This window comes from Streptomyces sp. AC550_RSS872 (assembly GCF_019049285.1).
Classification (GTDB): domain Bacteria; phylum Actinomycetota; class Actinomycetes; order Streptomycetales; family Streptomycetaceae; genus Streptomyces.
Window position 1 is genome coordinate 39394 of the sequence record NZ_JAGMUL010000198.1, and the last position, 21796, is coordinate 61189.

At 71.3% G+C, this 21796-nt stretch carries 14 protein-coding genes and 1 pseudogene; 9 read left to right on the forward strand and 6 right to left on the reverse strand.

Annotated elements, in window-relative coordinates:
• Positions 1-119 precede the first annotated feature (119 nt).
• Both KUM44_RS41990 and KUM44_RS41995 read left to right on the forward strand, forming a co-directional pair.
• On the forward strand, positions 120-3173 hold the full coding sequence (locus KUM44_RS41990) for a helix-turn-helix transcriptional regulator (RefSeq protein WP_217215029.1): 3054 nt from the start codon (positions 120-122) through the stop codon (positions 3171-3173).
• Positions 3174-3217: 44 nt separating this feature from the next.
• Positions 3218-3469 carry a DUF6191 domain-containing protein gene (locus KUM44_RS41995; protein WP_217215030.1) on the forward strand — a complete coding sequence of 84 codons (252 nt, stop codon included), beginning with the start codon at positions 3218-3220 and terminating at the stop codon, positions 3467-3469.
• Between the two features lie 6 nt (positions 3470-3475).
• On the opposite strand, the gene KUM44_RS42000 is transcribed toward KUM44_RS41995, so the two are convergent.
• Complete coding sequence (locus KUM44_RS42000) at positions 3476-4609, reverse strand: sorbosone dehydrogenase family protein (RefSeq protein ID WP_217215165.1); 1134 nt, start codon at positions 4607-4609, stop codon at positions 3476-3478.
• A gap of 135 nt (positions 4610-4744) precedes the next feature.
• Positions 4745-5743, reverse strand: coding sequence for an aldo/keto reductase (locus KUM44_RS42005; RefSeq protein WP_217215031.1), 999 nt, complete (start codon positions 5741-5743; stop codon positions 4745-4747).
• A 215-nt stretch (positions 5744-5958) separates the two neighbouring features.
• Here KUM44_RS42005 and KUM44_RS42010 point away from each other — a divergent pair, with 215 nt between their 5' ends.
• From KUM44_RS42010 to serA, 6 genes and pseudogenes are all read left to right on the forward strand, one after another.
• Positions 5959-6909, forward strand: a complete 951-nt coding sequence (locus KUM44_RS42010; RefSeq protein WP_217215032.1) for a 2-hydroxyacid dehydrogenase — start codon at positions 5959-5961, stop codon at positions 6907-6909.
• 452 nt (positions 6910-7361) lie between these two features.
• Positions 7362-10418 (forward strand): annotated as a pseudogene (locus tag KUM44_RS42015) (putative bifunctional diguanylate cyclase/phosphodiesterase).
• A 243-nt stretch (positions 10419-10661) separates the two neighbouring features.
• Positions 10662-12512 (forward strand): acetolactate synthase large subunit, encoded by a 1851-nt coding sequence (locus KUM44_RS42020; protein ID WP_217215033.1) that lies wholly within the window; start codon positions 10662-10664, stop codon positions 12510-12512.
• Between the two features lie 21 nt (positions 12513-12533).
• Complete coding sequence (gene ilvN / locus KUM44_RS42025; RefSeq protein WP_030051183.1) at positions 12534-13058, forward strand: acetolactate synthase small subunit; 525 nt, start codon at positions 12534-12536, stop codon at positions 13056-13058.
• A gap of 129 nt (positions 13059-13187) precedes the next feature.
• The gene (gene ilvC, locus KUM44_RS42030; protein ID WP_217215034.1) at positions 13188-14186 is read left to right on the forward strand and encodes a ketol-acid reductoisomerase; all 999 of its coding nucleotides are present in this window, start codon (positions 13188-13190) and stop codon (positions 14184-14186) included.
• A 265-nt stretch (positions 14187-14451) separates the two neighbouring features.
• Positions 14452-16041 (forward strand): phosphoglycerate dehydrogenase, encoded by a 1590-nt coding sequence (serA, locus tag KUM44_RS42035; protein ID WP_217215035.1) that lies wholly within the window; start codon positions 14452-14454, stop codon positions 16039-16041.
• Positions 16042-16102: 61 nt separating this feature from the next.
• Here serA and KUM44_RS42040 read toward each other — a convergent pair whose 3' ends face one another.
• On the reverse strand, positions 16103-17692 hold the full coding sequence (locus tag KUM44_RS42040; protein ID WP_217215036.1) for an MFS transporter: 1590 nt from the start codon (positions 17690-17692) through the stop codon (positions 16103-16105).
• A gap of 85 nt (positions 17693-17777) precedes the next feature.
• Here KUM44_RS42040 and KUM44_RS42045 point away from each other — a divergent pair, with 85 nt between their 5' ends.
• Positions 17778-18359, forward strand: coding sequence for a TetR/AcrR family transcriptional regulator (locus KUM44_RS42045; RefSeq protein ID WP_217215037.1), 582 nt, complete (start codon positions 17778-17780; stop codon positions 18357-18359).
• Here KUM44_RS42045 and KUM44_RS42050 read toward each other — a convergent pair.
• The 3 genes from KUM44_RS42050 to KUM44_RS42060 are packed head-to-tail and all read right to left on the reverse strand — an operon-like array spanning position 18346 to position 21782.
• Positions 18346-19017 (reverse strand): dipeptide/oligopeptide/nickel ABC transporter ATP-binding protein, encoded by a 672-nt coding sequence (locus KUM44_RS42050; RefSeq protein ID WP_217215038.1) that lies wholly within the window; start codon positions 19015-19017, stop codon positions 18346-18348. The two genes, KUM44_RS42045 and KUM44_RS42050, sit on opposite strands and share 14 nt — an antisense overlap.
• Entirely contained in the window at positions 19010-19999 is a 990-nt protein-coding gene (locus tag KUM44_RS42055) for an ABC transporter ATP-binding protein (protein ID WP_254390899.1), read from the reverse strand. Before KUM44_RS42055 ends, KUM44_RS42050 begins: the two co-directional genes overlap by 8 nt.
• Complete coding sequence (locus tag KUM44_RS42060; protein ID WP_217215167.1) at positions 19989-21782, reverse strand: ABC transporter permease subunit; 1794 nt, start codon at positions 21780-21782, stop codon at positions 19989-19991. Before KUM44_RS42060 ends, KUM44_RS42055 begins: the two co-directional genes overlap by 11 nt.
• Positions 21783-21796: the final 14 nt, after the last annotated feature.

Here is a 21796-nt window from a genome sequence, read left to right on the forward strand (position 1 = left end):
CCGGGCGGTCTCTTTCAGCCCGTCCGGCGCTTGAGGACGAGACCCTCTCGGGGCCGAAGCCGGGGTCCGGGGGCGGCAGCCCCCGGAAAACCGGTGCCGGACTGTCAGCGCCACGTGCGATGCTCGCCCCTGTGGAGAGCAGGTCCGTAAGCCCCGTGTTCGTCGGTCGCGCAACCGAGTTGGAGACGCTGCACGACGCCCTCGCCCAGGCCGCCGCAGGCAACCCGCAGGCGCTGGTCATCGGCGGCGAGGCCGGCGTCGGCAAGACGCGCCTCGTCGAGGAGTTCGCGGCCGCCGCGGCCCGCGAGGGCGCCGTCGTCGTGGTCGGCGGCTGCGTCGAGATCGGCGCCGACGGGCTGCCGTTCGCCCCGTTCTCCACCGCACTGCGCGCCCTGCGCCGCGAGTTGCCCGACGAGCTGGCCGCGGCCGCGGCGGGCCAGGAGGAGGAACTGGCCCGGCTGCTGCCCGAGTTGGCGGACACGGCACCGGTCCGGGAGGCGAACCGTTCCGACGAGGAGGGCATGGCCCGCCTCTTCGAGCTCACCGCCCGCCTCCTGGAGCGCGCCGGCGCCGGTCGCGCGGTCGTCGTCGCCCTGGAGGACCTGCACTGGGCCGACGCCTCCACCCGCCACCTCCTCGCCTATCTCCTCCGCACCCTGCGCACCGGCCGCCTCGTCGTCCTCGCCACCTACCGCTCCGACGACATCCACCGCCGGCACCCCCTGCGCCCGCTCCTCGCCGAACTCGACCGTCTGCGCACGGTCCGCCGTATCGAACTCGGCCGCTTCAACCGCGCCGAGGTCGGCCGCCAGATCGCCGGCATCCTCGCCACCGAACCCGACCCCGGCCAGGTCGACGAGATCTTCGAACGCTCCGACGGCAACGCCTTCTTCGTCGAGGAACTCGCCGTCGCCGCCCACGAGGGCTGCTGCACCGGCCTCACCGACACCCTGCGCGACCTGCTCCTCGTACGGGTGGAGCGGCTGCCCGAGGCCGCCCAGAGGGTCGCCCGGATCGTCGCCGAGGGCGGCTCCACCGTCGAGTACCGGCTGATCGAGGCCGTCGCCCGGCTCACCGAGGACGATCTCATCGAGGCGCTGCGGGCCGCGGTCAACGCCAACATCCTCACCGCCGCACCCGGCGGCGACGGCTACCGCTTCCGCCACTCCCTGGTCCGCGAGGCCGTCGGCGACGACCTGCTGCCCGGCGAACGCTCCCGCCTCAACCGCCGCTACGCCGAAGCGCTGGAGGCCGACCCGACGCTCGTCCCGGCCGACGAACGCGCCATGCGGCTGGCCAGCTACTGGTACCACGCCCACGACCCGGCCAAGGCCCTGCCCGCCGTCCTGGACGCCTCCGTCACCGCCCGCCGCAGGCACGCCCACTCCGAGCAGCTACGGCTCCTGGAACGGGCGATGGAGCTGTGGGACTCCGCCCCCGAGGACATCCGCGCCACCCTGCGTCCCGTCGACTACGCCGAGGCCTATCCGCCCTGCGGCTGCGACCCCGCCACCACACCCCTGCGCTACCTCGACCTCATGGCCGAGGCCGCCGTCGCCGGACGGCTCTGCGGAGAGCGCGAACGCGCCCTGAAGATCACCAAGCGGGCCCTGCACCTGCTGGAGGACGAGGGCGATCCCCTGCGCGCCGCCTGGTTCTGGGTCCAGCGCTCCCGGCTGGTCCAGGCGCAGGCCCGCGGTGACGGCTGGAAGGAGCTGGGCACCGCACAGGAACTGGTGCGCGGCCTGCCGCCGTCCGAGGTGCACGCCGAGGTGCTGGCCACCGCGGCCAACTGGTCGATGCTCCGCGACCCCGGCCCCGACGCCATGTCGGCCGCCGAACGGGCCGTCGAGTACGCGCGCATGGTCGGCGCCGAGGACATCGAACTGAACGCGCGCCTCACCCTGGGCGGCCTCATGGTCGAAGCCGGGGACATCGAGACCGGACTGGCCCAGATGCACGAGGTCAGGGACGAGGTACTGGTCCGTGGCCTCACCGCCGTGGTGGGCCGCAGCCATGTGAACCTGCCGTCCGTCCTCGAAGGCGTCGGCCGCTCCGAGGACGCCGTAGGCATCCTGCGCGAGGGCCTGCGGCTCACGCAGCAGTGGGGCCTGCGCGACTCCGAGGCCTGGATCTGGGCGAACCTCGCCGAGTCATTGATCTCCCTGGGCCGCTGGGAGGAGGCTGCCGACGCCGCGGTGAACGCCCAGCGCACGGGGCAGGCGGCGAAGCCGCGCGGCGGCGGCTCGAACAGCCTGGCACGCCTCGCGCTCGCCCGCGGCGACATCGCCGAGGCCGGCCGTCATCTGGCCGCCGCGCGCGCCTTCTACGGCACGCACGACCCCATGCCGCAGAACAACCTGCCGATGTCCTACGTCGCCCTCGGTGTATCCGCCGCCGAGGGCCGCCTCCTCGATGCCCGCACGGAGACCGACCGGGCCCTGAGCGCCGGCTTCCCGCCCGGCACTCAGCGCTACGCCTGGCCCCTGCTGCTGGCCGCCGCCATCGCCGAGTCCGACGCCCGCGCCTACGCGCTGCCCGCCGCACAGGAGGGCCGTACCGCCTTCCTGGACCGGCTCTTCGAGGCCGTCCGCAAGCTCACCACGGGCGCGCCCCTGTGGCTGGCGTACGAGAAGTGGACCCGAGCCGAACTCGACCGGGCCGCGAACCGGGCCCTCGCGCCCGACACCTGGTCGGACGTGGTCACCGCCTTCGAAGCCCTGGAGCGCCCCTACGACCTCGCCCAGGTCCGCCATCGTCTGGCCGAGGCGCTGCTCGCGATCGGCGGGGACGACGAACGGGCCCGCGCCACGGAACTGCTCCGTCTGACCCGGGCCGCCGCCACCCATCTGGGTGCCCGCCCGCTCGTCGACGCCACGACCCGCCTGGCCCAGCGAGCCCGTCTCACCCTCACGGCAGCCCCGCCACCGCCCCCGACCGGCCCCGCCGACTCCCTCGGCCTCACCACCCGCGAACGCGACGTCCTCCGTCTGGTCTCCGCCGGCCGCACCAACCGCCAGATCGCCGAGGAACTCTTCATCTCCCCGAAGACGGCCAGCGTCCATGTGTCGAACATCCTGGGCAAGCTCGGCGTCTCCGGGAGGGGCGAGGCCGCTGCGCTGGTGCATCGGATGGGGCTGTTCGTGTCCGAATCTCTCAGCTCGGGGGCGTAGGTCCGAGGTTTACGCTGTAAGGGACATCGGCCCTGGGAGGTTCCGTGTTCAACGCGTTCGAGGAACTCTTCGCGCCCGGCCGCAAGCACACCCGCGACGAACAGAACCGTCTGGAACTGACCCGTGAGGACGTCGGGGACAGCGACCCCGTGCGCGGGCCGATAGACCTCGCCTCCGGGAAGGTCGTCGTACGGATGCCGGACCCGTCGGCCGGGGAGGACGCCACCGAGGGCGAGGGCGAGGGCGAGGGCGAGGGCGAGGGGGAGGGGGAGAGGAAGGCCGACGGAACGGGGTGAGGTCGCTCAGCTCACCTGCACCTCCAGAATCCGGTCGTCCCCGCCCTTCGGGTCGCCCCGCCCGTCGGTGTTGCTCGTCGTCACCCACAGCTTGTCGCCGCCGGCCGCGACGACCGTCCGCAGCCGGCCGTACTCGCCCTCCAGGAAGGCCTGCGGGTCCGCCGACGCCTCTGTGCCGTTCAGAGGGACCCGCCACAGACGCTGGCCCTTCAGGCCCGCCATCCAGACACACCCCTCGGCATGGGCGATGCCGCTGGGGGAGGCGTCGTCCGTGCCCCACTGGGCCAGCGGGTTGTGGTACTTGGCGTCGTCGGACCTGCCCTCCACCTCGGGCCAGCCGTAGTTGTCGCCCGGCTTGATCGCGTTCAGCTCGTCCCAGGTGTCCTGGCCGAACTCCGCGGCGAACAGGCGCTGTTCGGAGTCCCAGGTCAGGCCCTGGACATTGCGGTGGCCGTACGAGTACACGGGGGAGTCGGTGAAGGCGTTGCCCGGAGCCGGTTCGCCCTCCGGCGTCAGGCGGAGGATCTTGCCGCCCAGGGACTCCTTGTCCTGGGACAGGCCCGTGTCACCGCTTTCGCCCGTGCCCGCGTACAGCATCTTGTCCGGGCCGAACGCGATCCGGCCGCCGTTGTGGATGAAGCCCTTGGGGATGCCCTTGAGGATGGTGTCGGGTGCGCCCAGCTGCTCGCCGCTCGGCTTCTGCTCGTCGTACAGCATGCGGACGATGCGGTTGTCCGAGGCCGAGGTGAAGTACGCGTAGACCATGCGGTCCGAGGCGTAGTCCGGCGACAGCGCCAGGCCCATGAGGCCGCCCTCACCCGCCGGCGACACCCCCGGCACCTCGCCCAGCTCGGTCTTCTTGCCGGTCTCCCCGTCGATCCGGGTGATCGTGGCGTCGTCGCGGGAGGACACGAGCAGATCGCCGCCGGGGAGCGGGGCCAAGCCCCAAGGGGTGGCCAGTCCCTCGGCGACCGTACGCACCACCTTCACGGACCCCTGCGCCGGCGGCGTCTCCTCGGCGGCCCGCCCAGTGGGCGACGCCCCCTTGTCACTGCTCGACGCCGCGGCCCCGCCGCCACCCGGCGATCCCCCGTCGTCGGAGGAACAACCGGCCGTCAGCACAAGTACGGCCGCGGCCATTACGGCCGTCACAACTCGACGTGGCACGATCACGGTCCCTTCGACGCGGCAGTTTCTACTTTTCTTACACCGCTCGAGCCTCACAGGTTCCCGATCCACGAATCGTGAATCACCCCGCCCGGCGACCGCGCGACGTCAGTCCCAGGACCCCAGCGCCCCCGGCAGCTCCGCCACCTCGGCCAGGTCCTCTGTCGTCAGCCGGAGGCTTGCGGCTGTCGCGTTCTCGGTGATCCAACGTTCCTGTTTGGTGCCGGGGAGCGCGATCACGTGCCGACCCTGGGACAGCACCCAGGCCAGCGCGATCTGGGCCGGGGTGGTCTCGGTGCCGTGGCGGGCCGCGATGCGGCGCAGGCCGGCGACTATGGGCTGGTTGGCTGCCATCATCTCCGCGGTGAAGCGGGGGTGCCGGGCGCGGACGTCGTCCGGTTCGAAGCCCTGGCCGGGAGTGAGTGTGCCGGTCAGGAAGCCGTTGCCCAGCGGCATCGCCGCGAGGAAGCCCACGCCGCGTGCCTCGCACCACGGCAGGAGGGCCTCCAGGGCGTCGGGCGACCACACCGACAACTCGGCCTGTACGGCGCTCACCGGGAAGACCTGCTGCACGCGGTGCAGTTGGCGGATCGTCGCGTCGTACAGACGGGTCCCGGAGCGGCGGCCGCCTCGAGCGCCCACGGCGCAGAACCCCAACGCCCGTACTTTTCCGGCCTGGACGAGCTCCGCCATCGCGCCCCACGTCTCCTCGACGGGAACCTCGGGGTCCGCGCGGTGCAGTTGGTAGAGGTCGATCACGTCCGTCTGGAGGCGGCGCAGAGAGGCGTCGCAGGCCCGCTTCACATAGCCGGGGCGGCCGTTGGCCACGATGTGCTGCTCGCCCACCAGCAGGCCGACCTTGGTCGACACGAACGCGTCCTGGCGGCGCTCCTTCAACACCCGCCCCACCAGCAGCTCGTTGGTGAACGGGCCGTACATGTCGGCCGTGTCCAGCAGCGTCGAGCCCAGGTCGAGCGCCCGGTGCACCGCCCTGACCGACTCCTCGCCCCGCTGCCGCGACGAGCTGTACGCCCAGCTCATCGGCATGCACCCGAGCCCGACGGCTCCCACCGCGAGTGCCGCCGCGCCGATCGTCCTGCGCTCCACCTGGCCGTAACCCTCCCTCTTCCGGCACCCCAACCTAACCTCTGCACACCTGTTCGCCTGACCGAGGGCTCCCCGGCGGAGCATGTCGGCGTCGCGGGGTCTGGCACGCCCATCTGCCGCGTTGCCGCACGCGCAGACCCTGCTCACCTGCGCCGACAAGGAACCGTTGCTCGAAGCCGACCTGGTCCGCCGGGGGAGGCCCTAGCCTCCTGACCATGACTGCTGACGTGTGGCTCCCCATCCCGCCGGACGAGATCGAAGGCCTCCCCGAGGGCCCCGCATACCGCTTCTGGAACGGTGCCGAGGACTTTCCCGCGGACCCGGCCGCCTGCGCCTTCTACGTCGTCCCGTACATGAAGCCGCCCGCGCTCGGGCAGCGTCCCCTGCCGGAGATGACCCGGGTGGAGGTGGTCCAGACGCTCTCCGCCGGCATCGACCACGTCGAGCCGGGCCTGAAGCACCTTCGGCCCGGCGTGCGGCTGTGCAACGCGCGCGGGGTGCACGAGGCGAGCACCGGTGAGCTCACGCTCACGCTGATCCTCGCCTCGCTGCGCGGTATCCCCGATTTCGTGCGAGCCCAGGACAAGGGGGAGTGGCTAGGCGGATTCCGGCCGGCGCTGGCGGACAAGAACGTCCTCATCGTGGGATACGGCTCGATCGGCGCCGCCATCGAGGACCGGCTCGCACCCTTTGAACTCGCGCGGGTGGCACGCGTCGCGCGCTCTGAGCGCACCACGGCGCGCGGCGAAGTGCATCCGCTCACCGAACTGCCCGCCCTCCTCCCGGAAGCGGACGTCGTGATCGTCTCCACGCCCCTGACGGAGACCACCCGCCACCTGGTCGACGCCGACTTCCTCGCCCGCATGAAGGACGGCGCGCTGCTGGTCAACGTCGCCCGCGGACCCGTCGTGGACACCAAGGCGCTGCTGGCCGAGCTGGAGGCCGGGCGCCTCACCGCCGCCCTGGACGTCACCGACCCCGAACCACTGCCCCGCGACCACGCCCTGTGGCGTGCGCCGGGCGTGCTGATCAGCCCGCACGTGGGCGGGCCGACCTCCGCGTTCCTGCCCCGCGCCAAGCGGCTGCTGGTGGACCAGTTGACGCGGTTCGTGAACCGCGAGCCCCTGCGCAACGTGATCCTTACGACGGGCGCGACACGCGCGTGACGTTCATCGACTGAGCGTCGAGCGCGCCTCGCGCACGCCGCGAGCAACAGACCGGAAATCCGCTTCGAGTACCGTCCGCAACCCCCCGGAAGCGGTCCGTACTCGCATATGCGCTGGTCGTCACGGAGCGTAGAGGTGCTATGTCCCTGAGTGACGAGACTGGTGTATCGTCCCGACAGGGGCTGCGCCGCGCACTGTTCGGCGCCGGGGATGGACATTTCAGATTTGTGAGGGGGGCGACGGGCGATGCACGGCCTATGGACGAGCGATCCGACGCGGCGGGGCCGTCGACGGCGACCCTGGCGAACGGCCGCGCGCAGGCGCGGCCGCCACGGCACTCCCAGCTGCCGTCACACTCACCACCACCGCGGACACAGTGCCCGCGGGCGGCATGCGCGCCCAGCGCACCGGGACCCTCGGGACCCGCGAGCGGTGCGGACCGGGAGGACCCGGTGAGCTCGCCGACGCCCTCCACGAGCACGCTCGACGCAGGGCTGCGGGTACAGCCTTCGTCGGCGGCGACACTGCCCCGCCCCTCGTTCGGGGGCGGCACGGGATTCGTCCCGCAACTCGTTCTGGCCGTGGTGTGCGCGGGATACGCCCTCGGTTCCGCGCTCGGCTGGGGTTCGGACCAAGTCGCGCTGATCATGGGCGACTTCGGGCTGGCGGCCGCGGCCGGCGTCGCCGCCGTCTCCTGCTTCCACTACGCCCGTAGCCGCCGTATCCGCTTTCGACCCGCCTGGCTGCTGTTCGCCCTCTCCTCCGCGATGGCGGCTCTGGGAAACCTGGTCTGGGGGTGGTACGAGGTCGTTCTCCACAGGCCCGTGCCCAGCCCGTCCTACGCCGACGGGTTCTTCCTGTGCTTTGCGCCGCCCGCCATCGTGGGACTCCTGGTGCTCGCCAAGCGTCCGGTGACGAAGGCAGGCTGGGTCTGCCTCGGCCTGGACGCCTGGCTCATCGGCGGCTCGCTGCTGACGCTGGCCTGGAGCCTGGCCCTCGCCCAGGCGGCCAAGATCGACTCCAGCGGCGGCGAGAGCGTGGCGCACACCGCGCTCTCACTCGCCTACCCACTGCTCGACATCGCCCTGGTCAGCATGGTGCTCGCGCTGCACTTCCGTCGCTCCTCGGCGAACCGCACCGCGGTCAACACCGCGATCGGCGCACTCGCCCTGACCGTGATGTGCGACGCCCTGTTCACCTCGCCGCTGCTGCACAACAGCTACCGCTCCGGCCAGTTGCTCGACGCGGGCTGGTTCGCCGGCTCGCTGCTCCTGGCGTACGCCCCGTGGGCCGCGCCGAGAAACGCGGACGGCGAACGGCACGACGGGGCCGGGCACACGCGTGTGGTGCACGAGCACGTGCCCGGACAGCGCGGCGCAAGCCACCACCACACGCCGCCCGCTCAGGGGGGTGATCACACCCGGTACCCGGTCACCAGGCCGATCGCCGGCTCCCTGGCCGCGCTCACGCCGTACCTCGCCGCCGCCGTCTGCACCCTGGGGATCCTCTACAACGTCCTCAACGGCCGCAGCGTCGACCGCGTGGTGCTCATCACCGGCGGCACGGTCGTGCTCGCCCTCGTGATGCGCCAGGGCATCATGCTGCTCGACAACATCACCCTCACCCAGGAACTGGCGCAGAAGGAGAACCACTTCCGCTCCCTGGTGCAGGGCTCCAGCGACGTCATCATGATCGCCGCACCCAGCGGCATCCTCCGGTACGTCTCCCCGGCCGCCGCCGGGGTCTACGGCCGCTCCGCCGAGGAACTGGTGGGCACGGAACTGGCCAATCTCATCCACCCGGAGGACCTGGGCTGCGTGGTGCACGAGGTGCGCCGCTTCCTCGCCGCCAGCCCACTTGAGGAACCCACTACGCGCATCGAATGCCGCTTCCGCTCCGGCGACGACGGCTGGCTCAACGTCGAATCGACCGTCAACCGGCACCACGGCGGCCTCATCTTCAACAGCCGGGACGTGACCGAAAGAGTGCGCCTCCAGGCGCAGCTCCAGCACAACGCCGAGCACGACCCGCTCACCGACCTGCCCAACCGCGCCCTGTTCACCAAGCGGGTCCAGCAGGCCCTGTCCGGCCGCCGCGCCTCCGACCGGGGCGTCGCCCTGCGCAACACGGCCGTGCTCTTCATCGACCTCGACGGCTTCAAGGGCGTCAACGACACCATCGGGCACCAGGCCGGGGACGAGCTGCTGGTCCAGGCCGCCCGCAGACTCCAGGACGCCGTCCGGGGCGGGGACACCGCGTCCCGGCTCGGCGGCGACGAGTTCGCGGCCCTGATCGCCGGCGACGGCACCCGCGACCGCACCGCACGCGAGCGGCACATCCTGGAGCTCGCCGACCGCCTCAGAGTGACCCTGTCCCAGCCGTACCTCATCGACGGCAACGATGTCCGTGTCAACGCCTCCATCGGCGTCGCCTTCGCCGAGCCGGGCCTCGGCGCGGGGGAGCTGCTGCGCAACGCCGACCTGGCGATGTACCGAGCCAAGGCGGGCGGCAAGGGCCGCGTCGAGCTGTACAAGCCGCAGATGCAGCAGGATGTCGTACGCAAGGCGGAGCTGGCCACGCGCCTGCGTGCCGCGCTGCACGACGGTGAGTTCGCGCTGCTGCACCAGCCGGTGGTGTGCCTGGAGAACGGCCGGATCACGTCGGTCGTCACCCAGGCGCGCTGGCGGTCCTCGCAAGGGGTCCTGTTCACGCCCGCCGAGTTCCTACGGGTGGCCGAGGACAGCGACAAGACCGCCGAGCTGGGCCGCTGGATGCTTCAGGAGGCCGTGGAGCAGGCCGCCGAGCGCACCGCGACCGGGCTCGCCGTACCCGTGGCCGTACGGATGAGCGCGCGCCGGCTGCTCGACCGGTCGATGCCGCTCGGCTCGATCGAGACGCTGCTCACCCGGCACGGGCTGCCGCCCGGGTCGCTGATCATCGAGCTGTCCGACCTCGACCCCCGTGTCTCACTGGACGAGCTGGAGCGCCGGCTGAGCGGTCTGCGCCGACTCGGCGTCCGGATCGCCCTGGACGGCTTCGGCAGCGGATACGCGGCGATCACGGCCCTGCGGAGGCTCCCCGTCGACGTACTCAAACTCGACCGTGGTCTGGTCGAGGGGGTCGTCGAGTCCGCGCGGCTGCACAAGATCACCGGCGGGCTGCTGCGGATCGCCGGCGACCTCGGGCTACAGTCCGTGGCCGACGGCGTGGACCTGCCGGAACAGGTCGTCGCCCTGCGCGCGATGGGGTGCACGCACGGGCAGGGCATGGCGTTCTCCGGGCCCCTGGACGAGTACCGGCTGCGCCGGGCGATCGGTGCCGGCCGCTATCCGGTGCCGCACGGGGCGGAGGAGCCCGCGTTCGCGGCCTCGACGCCGACAGTGGTGCCCGGGAGGTGAGCGACCATGGAAAGGAGCGGTTCCGGGGTGTACACCAGTGGTGTGCCCGCCGTTCCGGGAGGCGGAAGTGCCCTGCGTTCACATAATGAGACTCCCGTCCCACCTACTTGACAGTGGGTGTGCGCCGGGGAGAGGGTCAGTGCCATGCGCACCCGAATTCTCGTACTTGGAAAGCGCGTCGGCTGAAGCTGGTGACGTCCGGACAGGCCCGGAACTCCCAGCGACCCCACCCGGCGCGCTCCCCTCGCTTGCCTTTTGGCACGAGGGGTTTTTTGTTGCACAGGCACCAGTCGTGCAGCATCGAAACTCCGCTCAAACCTCGCAAAAACCCTCAGCATCGAGAAGAGAATGCCGATGACCGAGCAGGCCACCGGGGCCCATAATCCGCAGCCGCGGCCCCGATCCGGAGGACACCAGTCCGCCCCCGAGCACGTCACGGGTGCGCAGTCCCTCATCCGTTCGCTCGAGGAGGTCGGCGCCGACACGGTATTCGGCATTCCCGGGGGCACCATCCTGCCGGCGTACGACCCGCTGATGGACTCCACGCGGGTGCGCCACGTGCTGGTCCGTCACGAGCAGGGCGCCGGCCACGCGGCCACCGGTTACGCGCAGGCCACCGGCAAGGTCGGGGTGTGCATGGCCACGTCCGGGCCGGGCGCCACCAACCTGGTCACGCCGATCGCGGACGCGCACATGGACTCGGTGCCGCTGGTCGCGATCACCGGGCAGGTCGTGTCCAAGGCGATCGGTACGGACGCCTTCCAGGAGGCGGACATCGTCGGCATCACGATGCCGATCACGAAGCACAGCTTCCTGGTCACGAAGGCGGAGGACATCCCCCGGGCGATCGCGCAGGCGTTCCACATCGCCTCCACCGGCCGTCCGGGACCGGTTCTGGTCGACATCCCCAAGGACATCCTCCAGGCGAAGACCACCTTCTCCTGGCCGCCCGCCATGGACCTGCCCGGCTACCGGCCCGTCACCAAGCCGCACGCCAAGCAGATCCGCGAGGCCGCCAAGCTGATCACCGCCGCGAAGCGGCCGGTCCTGTACGTCGGCGGCGGTGTGATCAAGGCCGGTGCCACCGCCGAGCTGAAGGTCCTCGCCGAACTCACCGGAGCGCCCGTCACCACCACCCTGATGGCGCTCGGCGCATTCCCCGACGGCCACCCGCTGCACGTGGGAATGCCGGGCATGCACGGTGCGGTCACCGCCGTCACCGCGCTACAGAAGGCCGACCTGATCGTCGCCCTCGGAGCCCGCTTCGACGACCGCGTCACCGGCAAGCTGGACAGCTTCGCCCCTTACGCCAAGATCGTCCACGCCGACATCGACCCGGCCGAGATCGGCAAGAACCGCGCCGCCGACGTGCCGATCGTCGGGGACGCCCGCGAAGTCATCGCCGACCTGGTCCAGGCGGTCCAGAAGGAGCACGCCGAGGGCCACCAGGGCGACTACAGCGCCTGGTGGAAGGACCTCTCCCGCTGGCGCGAGACCTACCCGCTCGGCTACGACCAGCCCGAGGACGGCTCGCTGTCCCCGCAGCAGGTCATCGAGCGCATCGGCCAACTCGCCCCGGAGGGCACGGTCTTCGCGGCGGGCGTCGGCCAGCACCAGATGTGGGCCGCGCACTTCATCCAGTACGACAGGCCCGCCACCTGGCTGAACTCCGGCGGCGCCGGAACCATGGGCTACGCGGTCCCGGCCGCGATGGGCGCCAAGGCCGGAGCCCCGGACAAGGCCGTCTGGGCGATCGACGGCGACGGCTGCTTCCAGATGACCAACCAGGAGCTCACCACCTGCGCCCTGAACAACATCCCGATCAAGGTCGCCATCATCAACAACGGCGCCCTCGGGATGGTCCGTCAGTGGCAGACCCTCTTCTACAACCAGCGCTACTCCAACACCGTGCTGCACAGCGGCCCGGAGGCGGACGGCAAGCAGCCGAGCGCCGGCACCCGCGTCCCCGACTTCGTGAAGCTGTCGGAGGCCATGGGCTGCTACGCGATCCGCTGCGAGCGGCCGGAGGACCTCGACAAGGTCATCGAAGAGGCGAACTCCATCAACGACCGCCCCGTCGTCATCGACTTCATCGTCCACGAGGACGCCATGGTGTGGCCGATGGTCGCCGCCGGCACCTCCAACGACGAGATCATGGCCGCCCGGGACGTCCGCCCCGACTTCGGCGACAACGAAGACGACTGAGCGAGAGAGACGTAAAAGATCATGTCCAAGCACACGCTCTCCGTCCTGGTGGAGAACACGCCGGGCATCCTCGCCCGGATCGCCGCACTGTTCTCCCGCCGCGGCTTCAACATCGACTCGCTCGCGGTCGGTGTCACCGAGCACCCCGACATCTCCCGCATCACCATCGTGGTGAGCGTCGCCGACCTCCCGCTGGAGCAGGTGACCAAGCAGCTCAACAAGCTCGTCAACGTGCTGAAGATCGTCGAGCTGGAGCCCGGCTCGGCCGTTCAGCGTGAACTCGTCCTGGTGAAGGTCCGCGCCGACAACGAGACCCGCTCCCAGATCATCGAGATCGTCCAGCTCTTCCGCGCCAAGACCGTCGACGTCTCCCCGGAGGCCGTCACCATCGAGGCCACCGGCTCCAGCGACAAGCTGGAGGCCATGCTGAAGATGCTGGAGCCGTTCGGCATCAAGGAGCTCGTCCAGTCCGGCACCATCGCGATCGGCCGCGGCGCCCGCTCGATCACGGACCGCTCGCTGCGCGCGCTCGACCGGTCGGCGTAAGGACGCGTTCGGACGGTCGGGTGACACCGGCCGTCCGGATTCCGCCCGTATAGCGAGACCCCGAAACTTCCCTTCCCCTCACCGTCATACGGTGGGACGCAACACCTGCACACAAGGAGAGAACCCAAAGTGGCCGAGCTGTTCTACGACGCCGACGCCGACCTGTCCATCATCCAGGGCCGCAAGGTCGCGGTCATCGGTTACGGCAGCCAGGGCCACGCCCACGCGCTGTCGCTCCGTGACTCGGGTGTCGACGTCCGTGTCGGTCTGCACGAGGGCTCCAAGTCCAAGGCGAAGGCCGAGGAGCAGGGCCTGCGCGTGGTGAGCCCGTCGGAGGCCGCCGCCGAGGCCGACGTCATCATGATCCTTGTCCCGGACCCGATCCAGGCCCAGGTCTACGAGGAGCACATCGCCCCGAACCTGAAGGACGGCGACGCGCTGTTCTTCGGCCACGGCCTGAACATCCGCTACGGCTTCATCAAGCCCCCGGCCGGCGTCGACGTCTGCATGGTCGCCCCCAAGGGCCCGGGCCACCTGGTCCGCCGCCAGTACGAGGAGGGCCGCGGCGTTCCGTGTATCGCGGCCGTCGAGCAGGACGCCTCCGGCAACGCCTTCGCGCTGGCCCTGTCGTACGCCAAGGGCATCGGCGGCACCCGCGCCGGCGTCATCAAGACGACCTTCACCGAGGAGACCGAGACCGACCTGTTCGGTGAGCAGGCGGTCCTCTGCGGTGGTACGGCCGCGCTGGTGAAGGCCGGTTTCGAGACGCTGACCGAGGCCGGCTACCAGCCGGAGATCGCGTACTTCGAGTGCCTGCACGAGCTGAAGCTGATCGTGGACCTCATGTACGAGGGCGGCCTGGAGAAGATGCGCTGGTCGATCTCCGAGACCGCCGAGTGGGGCGACTACGTCACCGGCCCGCGGATCATCACGGACGCCACCAAGGCCGAGATGAAGAAGGTCCTCGCCGAGATCCAGGACGGCACCTTCGCGAGGCAGTGGATGGACGAGTACCACGGCGGTCTGAAGAAGTACAACGAGTACAAGAAGCAGGACTCCGAGCACCTGCTGGAGACCACCGGCAAGCAGCTGCGCAAGCTGATGAGCTGGGTCGACGAAGAGGCGTGAGCGACGCCTTCCGTGGCGGTACCCTCGGCTGGGGGTACCGCCACGGGGCTTTGCCCCGGACCCAACCCAGAGACCCCCTGCAAAATGGCGTTTCTCGTCCGGGTGATCCTTCCGCAGAGGCGTAAGACGCCCTCCGCCACGGCACTACACTGCCGTACTACATACGCGTCAGGCCCACAGCGTCGTGCGTCTTCCACGCGGCAAGCCCCCTCCACCGCATGCGGCCGTCGGGACGGCCGTCCGCAATGGACATGTGAGGACTCACGTGAGCTCGAAACCCGTCGTACTCATCGCTGAAGAGCTGTCGCCCGCCACCGTCGACGCGCTTGGCCCCGACTTCGAGATCCGCCACTGCAACGGAGCAGACCGAGCCGAACTGCTCCCGGCCATCGCCGAAGTGGACGCGATCCTGATCCGCTCCGCCACCAAGGTCGACGCCGAGGCCATCGCCGCCGCGAACAAACTGAAGGTCGTCGCCCGCGCCGGTGTCGGCCTGGACAACGTCGACGTCTCCGCCGCCACCAAGGCCGGCGTGATGGTCGTCAACGCCCCCACATCGAACATCGTGACCGCCGCCGAGCTGGCCTGCGGTCTCCTGGTCGCCACCGCCCGCCACATCCCGCAGGCCAACGCCGCGCTGAAGAACGGCGAGTGGAAGCGCAGCAAGTACACGGGTGTGGAGCTCGCCGAGAAGACCCTCGGTGTCGTGGGTCTGGGCCGGATCGGCGCGCTGGTCGCCCAGCGCATGTCCGGCTTCGGGATGAAGGTCGTCGCCTACGACCCCTACATCCAGCCCGCTCGCGCCGCCCAGATGGGCGTCAAGGTGCTGTCGCTGGACGAGCTGCTCGAGGTCTCCGACTTCATCACCGTCCACCTGCCCAAGACGCCCGAGACCGTCGGCCTCATCGGCGACGAGGCGCTGCGCAAGGTCAAGCCGAGCGTGCGCATCGTCAACGCCGCGCGCGGCGGGATCGTCGACGAGGAGGCGCTGTACTCCGCCCTCAAGGAGGGCCGGGTCGCCGGTGCCGGCCTCGACGTGTACGCGAAGGAGCCCTGCACGGACTCCCCGCTGTTCGAGTTCGACCAGGTCGTCGCCACCCCGCACCTCGGTGCCTCCACCGACGAGGCGCAGGAGAAGGCTGGTATCGCCGTCGCCCGCTCGGTGCGCCTCGCCCTCGCCGGTGAGCTCGTGCCGGACGCGGTGAACGTCCAGGGCGGTGTCATCGCCGAGGACGTCAAGCCGGGTCTGCCGCTCGCCGAGCGCCTCGGCCGTATCTTCACGGCGCTCGCCGGTGAGGTCGCGGTCCGCCTCGACGTCGAGGTGTACGGCGAGATCACCCAGCACGATGTGAAGGTGCTGGAGCTCAGCGCCCTCAAGGGTGTCTTCGAGGACGTCGTCGACGAGACGGTGTCGTACGTCAACGCCCCGCTGTTCGCGCAGGAGCGCGGCGTCGAGGTGCGGCTGACGACCAGCTCGGAGTCGCCCGACCACCGCAATGTCGTCACCGTGCGCGGCACGCTCGGCAACGGCGAGGAGGTGTCGGTCTCCGGCACGCTGGCCGGCCCCAAGCACCTCCAGAAGATCGTCGCGGTCGGCGACTACGACGTGGACCTCGCGCTCGCCGACCACATGGTCGTCCTGAAGTACGAGGACCGTCCGGGTGTCGTCGGCACGGTCGGCCGGGTCTTCGGCGAGGCGGGCATCAACATCGCCGGCATGCAGGTCTCGCGTGCCGTCGCCGGTGGTGAGGCGCTGGCCGTCCTGACCGTCGACGACACGGTGCCCTCCGGGGTGTTGACCGAGGTTGCCGAGGAGATCGGGGCTACGTCGGCTCGTGCGGTGAACCTGGCCTAGGTTGCCGTGACCGGGGGCTGCCGCCCCCGGACCCCGCATCGGCCCTGAACGGGCCTCGTCCTCAAACGCCGGACGGGCTGAGGTGACTCGGCCCGTCCGGCGTTTCGCGTGCGGGTTGGCCGAGGTGACCGGGCTCGTCCGGCGTTTCGCAGGCGCGCTTCGGCACCTCGACCCGCCGCAGCGTCACCGCCGCCAGCACCGCGGCGCCCGCGAGCAGCACCGCTCCCGCGATCGCCGCCCCCTGCATCCCGTTGGTGAACGCCTCCCGCGCGGCGGTGGCCAGGCCCGGGACCCGATCGGCGACCGCCAGCGCTCCGCCGAGCGTCTCGTGTGCCGCGTCCGGGGCCGACGCCGGGATCTCGTGGCGGTAGACCGCCGTACCGATCGAGCCGAGGACGGCCATGCCGAGGGCGCCGCCGAACTCGGCGCCGGTCTCCAGCAGGGAGGACGCGGAGCCCGCCCGTTCCACCGGGGCGGAGCCCATCGCGAGGTCCATGATCTGGGACATCACCGTGACGCCTCCGACGGCGATCACCGCGCACGCGGTCAGCACCAGCCACAGCGAGTCCGTGCCGGCGAGGGACAGCAGCGCGAAACCGGCCGCGGAGATCGCGAAGCCCGCGGTGACGACGTAGGCACGGTTGACGCCCCGCTGCACCAGTTGCGTCGCGAGCGGTCCCGCCGCCCCGATCGGCACCGAGGGCAGCAGCGCCCACAGGGCCGCCTCCAGCGCGCCCATGCCGAGCACCGACTGAAGGTACTGCGTGGTGAAGTAGGACGAGCCCAGCACGCCGAACATGCAGACGAGGTTGAGGACCACGGAGGGCGCGAAGCCGCGTCCGCGGAACAGGTCCGGGGAGATCATCGGGGTCGCGGCGGTGCGCTGACGGTGGACGAAGAGAGCCGCGAACAGCAGGCCGACGGTGATCGAGACGACGTAGAGGACGTTCCAGCCCTCGGACGGGATCTCCTTCAGGCCGTAGACCACGGGCAGCACCGCCGCCATGGACAGCGGGATGCTCGGCCAGTCGAAGCGGCTGGGCGCGGGGTTCCGCGACTCGGGGAGCAGTAGGGGGCCGAGGAGCAGCAGGAGTGCCATCGCGGGCAGGTTGACCAGGAAGACCGAGCCCCACCAGAAGTGCTCGACCAGAACCCCGCTCATCACCGAACCGAGGGCGACCCCGGCCGTCATCACGCCGGACCACATGCCGATCGCCTTCGCGCGCTGCGCGGGATCGGTGAACATCGTGCGCAGGATGGCCATGGTCGCCGGCATCAGGGTCGCGCCGCCGATGCCGAGGACCGCGCGGGCCGCGATCAGGATCTCGGCGCTGTGCGCGTACGCCGCCATGAGCGAGGCGCCGCCGAAGGCGGTGGCGCCGGTCAGCAGGAGGCGGCGGTGGCCGATGCGGTCGCCGAGTGAACCCATGGTCATCAGCAGGCCGGCCAGGACGAAGCCGTAGATGTCGAAGATCCACAGCTGCTGGGTGCCGCTCGGCTCCAGGTCCGCGCTGATCGCCGGGACGGCGAAGTACAGGACCGAGACGTCCATGGAGACCAGCAGCAGCGGAAGCATCAGGACGCCCAGAGCAATCCATTCGCGGCGCCCGGCGCGGGTGCCCGTCGAAGGGCTCGTCAGGTTGGTTGTCATGGCGGTGAATGTACGCGCGTCTTAAACGCTTGTCTAGAACGACTGTATAGGACGGCCGTATGGATCGGAGGTAGGGTGGGTCGTCATGGGACACCGTGAGGATCTGCTCGAAGGCGCCAAGCGCTGCCTGCTGGCGAAGGGGTTCGCGCGCACGACCGCGCGCGACATCGTCAAGGAGTCGGGGACCAACCTCGCCTCGATCGGTTACCACTACGGATCGAAGGACGCGCTGCTGGCAGAGGCCTACCTGGCGTTGGTCGGGGAGCTGTCCGAGGCCTTCGACGGCGAACAGGGCGAGGCCGACGCCGAACCCGGCTCGATCGAGCGGTTCCGGCAGGTGTGGTCGAACATCATCGGCACCATGCGGGGGCCGGGGTCGATGTGGCACCTCAGCATCGAGATCGTGGCCATGGGTGATCAGCTGCCCGCGGTCCGTGATCACCTGGCACGGCAGCAGCGGGACGCCGAGCGCGCTCTGGTCGCGCTGTTCACGGGCGTGCCGGAGGAGGAGGTGTCGGACAGGACCCTGGACACCCTCGGCCGGTTCTACACGACCCTCATGACGGGGCTCATCGCGCAATGGAACTTCGACCCCGAGCGTGCGCCCGACGCTGAAGCGCTCACCGAAGGCCTCCGCCAGGTGATCGAGGCAGCTACCCCGAAATGACGCGCCCCTCGCGCATCTCGATCGCCCGGTCCGCGACATGCCGTACGACCGCCCGGTCGTGGCAGATGAACAGATAGCCGAGGCCGAGGTCGTCCTGGAGGTCGGCGAGCAGGTTCAGTACGCCGGCGCGCACGGACGGGTCGAGCGACGAGACGGGTTCGTCCAGGATCAGCAGGCGTGGCTCCGAGGCCAGTGCGCGGGCGATACCGGCGCGTTGGCACTGGCCGCCGGAGAGTTCGTGCGGGAGGCGGTCGCCGTACGACGGGTCGAGGCCCACTCGGTCGAGGAGTTCGGCCACCTGGTCGGTCGTGGGCCGGCGGCCCTGGATCCGCAGGGGTTCGGCCACCGCGTCGCGGATGCGGTGGCGAGGGCTCAGTGATCCGTACGGGTCCTGGAAGACGGGCTGCATGCGAGGGCGCAGCGGGCGCAGCTCGCGTTCGGTGAGGGTCGTCAACTCCCGGCCCTCGAAGAAGACTTCACCGGCGTCCGGGCGGCGCAGCTGGAGGACGGCCTGGGCCGTGGAGGACTTGCCGCAGCCGGACGGGCCGTTGAGGGCGAGGGTCTCGCCGGGGGCCAGGGTGAAGGAGAGGTGGTCGACGGCGGTCACGCCGCCGTAGCGGACGACGAGGTCGCGGACGTCGAGCAGGGCGTCACTCATGGAACAACTCCGTTGCCGGGTACGGGAGTTCGGGCCAGCGGTGACAGGCCACCAGGCGTTTCTCCACCTCCTGCGGTTCTGGTTCCACCGTGTGGCAGGCGTCCGCCGCGAGGGGGCAGCGGGGCGTGAAGGCGCAGCCCGGTGGGAGGGAGCCCGGGGCGGGTGGGGTGCCGCGCAGGGCGGGCAGGCGCCGGCCCGGGGGTGCGTGCTGGGGGAGGGAGGCCAGCAGGCCTGCCGTGTACGGGGCCCGGGGGCGGGCCAGCACCTCTTCCGCCGGGCCGAGTTCGGTGAGGCGGCCGGCGTACATGACCAGCACGCGGTCCGCGTGGTCCCGTACGACGTCCATGTCGTGGGTGACCAGGACGAGCGCGGCGCCCACAGCCTCCCGCTGCTCGGCGAGCACCCGCAGCACCTGGTCGCGGCGCTCCTCGTCCAGGGCGGTGGTGGGCTCGTCGGCGACGACGACGTCGGGTTCGTTGATCGTCGCCATGGCGATGACGGCGCGCTGCCGCATGCCGCCGGAGTACTCGTGCGGATACGCCCGAGCCTTGCGGGCGGCGTCCGGGATGCCGACCCGGTCGAGCGCGGCGACCGCACGGGCTCTGGCCTCCCTGCGGGAGACGCGGGCCACCGACCGAACGGCGGCGGCGAGTTGGTCGCCCACCGGGTGCACGGGGGAGAGGGCGGACAGGGCGTCCTGCGGGACCAGGGAGATACGGCGGCCGCGGTGCGCGGCGAGGTCGGGCTCGACCGTTCCGCTCCGTGTCGCGCCCCGGGGCAGCATGCCCAGCAGGGCACGGGCCGTGAGGGACTTGCCCGCGCCGGACTCGCCGACGATCGCGAGCGCTTCGCGTGGGCGGACGTCGAAGGACAGGCCCCGCACGACCTCGACGCCGTCGAAGGCGATCCGCAGGTCGCGCACGGAGAGGAGCGCATCGGGTGGGAACGGCGCATCGGGCGAGAGAGGCACATCAGACGGCAACGGAGGCCTCCTTCTTCGTTGTCGCAGGCTTCTTCGCCGTCGGCTTCTTCACTCCCGGTGCGACTCGCCGCACCCTGCGACCCTGCACGGCCGCCGCGCCCGACACCGCAAGTCCCGCCAGCAGGGCCAACGCGACGGCCGGGGCGAGGGCTGCCCAGGGAGCGCGTTCGACGTAGGCGCGGGACTCGTCGAGGAGCAGGCCCCACTCGGGGGCGGGCGGCTGGGCACCCAGGCCCAGGAAGCCGAGGGAGGCCAGGGCGAGGGCGATGCCGGGGAGGCGGAGGAGGGCGTGGCGGGCGACGGGCGCGGCGACGGACGGCAGGACGTGCCGGGTGAGGATCCAGAACGGGGTCGCGCCCATGGCCCGTTGGGCGGTCAGGAACGCCGACGCCCGTACCTCCTGCACGAGTGCCGCCGCGTGCGCGGACAGGGCCGGCCAGGAGATCAGCCCGACCGCGAGGGCCGCGCCGCCGGTGCCCGGGCCGGCCGCCGCGGCGACCAGGATGCCGACGATCACCGGGGGCAGGGCGTTGGCGATGTCCGCCGCGCCGGCGGCGATGCCGGGCAGGAAGCCGAGGGCGAGCGCGACCAGCAGGCTCAGTACGCAGATGGCGGCAGCTGTGCCGACGGTCGAGGCGGCGCCGTGTCCGAGCCGGGCGAGCACGTCGCGCCCGAGGGCGTCGGTGCCGAGCGGATGGGCCCAGGTGGGGGCGGCGAGCCGGGCGGCGGTGTTGACGGTGTACGGGTCGCGCAGCAGGCCCCAGCCGATGGTCACGGCGAGGACTGTGAACAGAGTCAACGGGATCGCCGGGTGTGCACGGACCGGCCGTGCCGGAGGCAGCGTCAGGCCGGCGTCACGCAGGGCGGGGCCCAGCAGCCGGCGCCGGGTGAACGCCGCCGACGCGCCCGCGACCAGACCGAGCAGCAGCAGCGCCAGCACCGACCCCTGGAGCAGCGGCAGATCCTGCGACTTGGCCGCGCCGAGCGCCGTACGGCCGATACCGGGCACCGCGAACACCATCTCCACGGCGACCGCGCCGCCGGTCAGGCCGACGGCGACCATCCCGAACTGCGGTACCAGCGGCGGCAGTACGCGCTTGACGGCGGCCGCCGAGATCGCCGTACGGCTCACTCCCGCACCGCGCCACAGCTCCACCCACCGTTCGTCGAGGACAGCGGGCAGCGCGTCCGCGACCAGCCGGCCGAGCAGGCCGCCCGCCGGGACGCCGAGGGCGAGCGCGGGCAGCACCAGATACTCGGGGCCCGCCCAGCCGGCCGTCGGCAGCCAGCCCAGCCACACCCCGCACACCAGCAGTGCGACGGTGGCCAGCAGGAACTCGGGGACCGCGGCGAGCATGGAGGCGAAGGCACCCGTCGAGCCGCGCCCCCGCACCAGCACCGGCGCCACCAGCGCGGCGGCCAGCACGACCGCCACACCGAGCGCCGCGCCCATCAGGGCCAGCGACACCTGGAGCCCGTCGACGACGGACGGCAGGACGTCGTACCCCGACACCCAGGAGGTGCCGAGGTCGCCGCGCAGCAGGTCCGAGGCCCACCTTCCCAACAGGGAAAGGGGGCCGGCGTCCAGGCCGAGGTCCTCGCGGATCGCGGACAGGGCCTCCTCGGTCGCCTCCTGCTCGGCCGACCGGGCGCGCAGCACGGTGAGCGCCGGGTCCCGGCGCGAGAGCCAGGGCAGCAGGCCGACGGTGGCCAGGACGGCGACGAGACAGACGAGGCGGGTCAGCCCGGAGGAGCCGACCAACTTCCTTGTCCGGGAGCCCACTTGGCGCTGAAGGG

Excerpts from the sequence above, each read along its gene's own strand:
- KUM44_RS42050 (WP_217215038.1), bottom strand. The coding sequence starts at position 19,017 with ATGAGTGACGCCCTGCTCGACGTCCGCGACCTCGTCGTCCGCTACGGC.
- KUM44_RS42020 (WP_217215033.1), top strand. The coding sequence starts at position 10,662 with ATGACCGAGCAGGCCACCGGGGCCCATAATCCGCAGCCGCGGCCCCGA.
- KUM44_RS41990 (WP_217215029.1), top strand. The coding sequence starts at position 120 with ATGCTCGCCCCTGTGGAGAGCAGGTCCGTAAGCCCCGTGTTCGTCGGT.
- KUM44_RS42045 (WP_217215037.1), top strand. The coding sequence starts at position 17,778 with ATGGGACACCGTGAGGATCTGCTCGAAGGCGCCAAGCGCTGCCTGCTG.
- KUM44_RS42040 (WP_217215036.1), bottom strand. The coding sequence starts at position 17,692 with ATGACAACCAACCTGACGAGCCCTTCGACGGGCACCCGCGCCGGGCGC.
- KUM44_RS42000 (WP_217215165.1), bottom strand. The coding sequence starts at position 4,609 with ATGGCCGCGGCCGTACTTGTGCTGACGGCCGGTTGTTCCTCCGACGAC.
- KUM44_RS42010 (WP_217215032.1), top strand. The coding sequence starts at position 5,959 with ATGACTGCTGACGTGTGGCTCCCCATCCCGCCGGACGAGATCGAAGGC.
- ilvN (WP_030051183.1), top strand. The coding sequence starts at position 12,534 with ATGTCCAAGCACACGCTCTCCGTCCTGGTGGAGAACACGCCGGGCATC.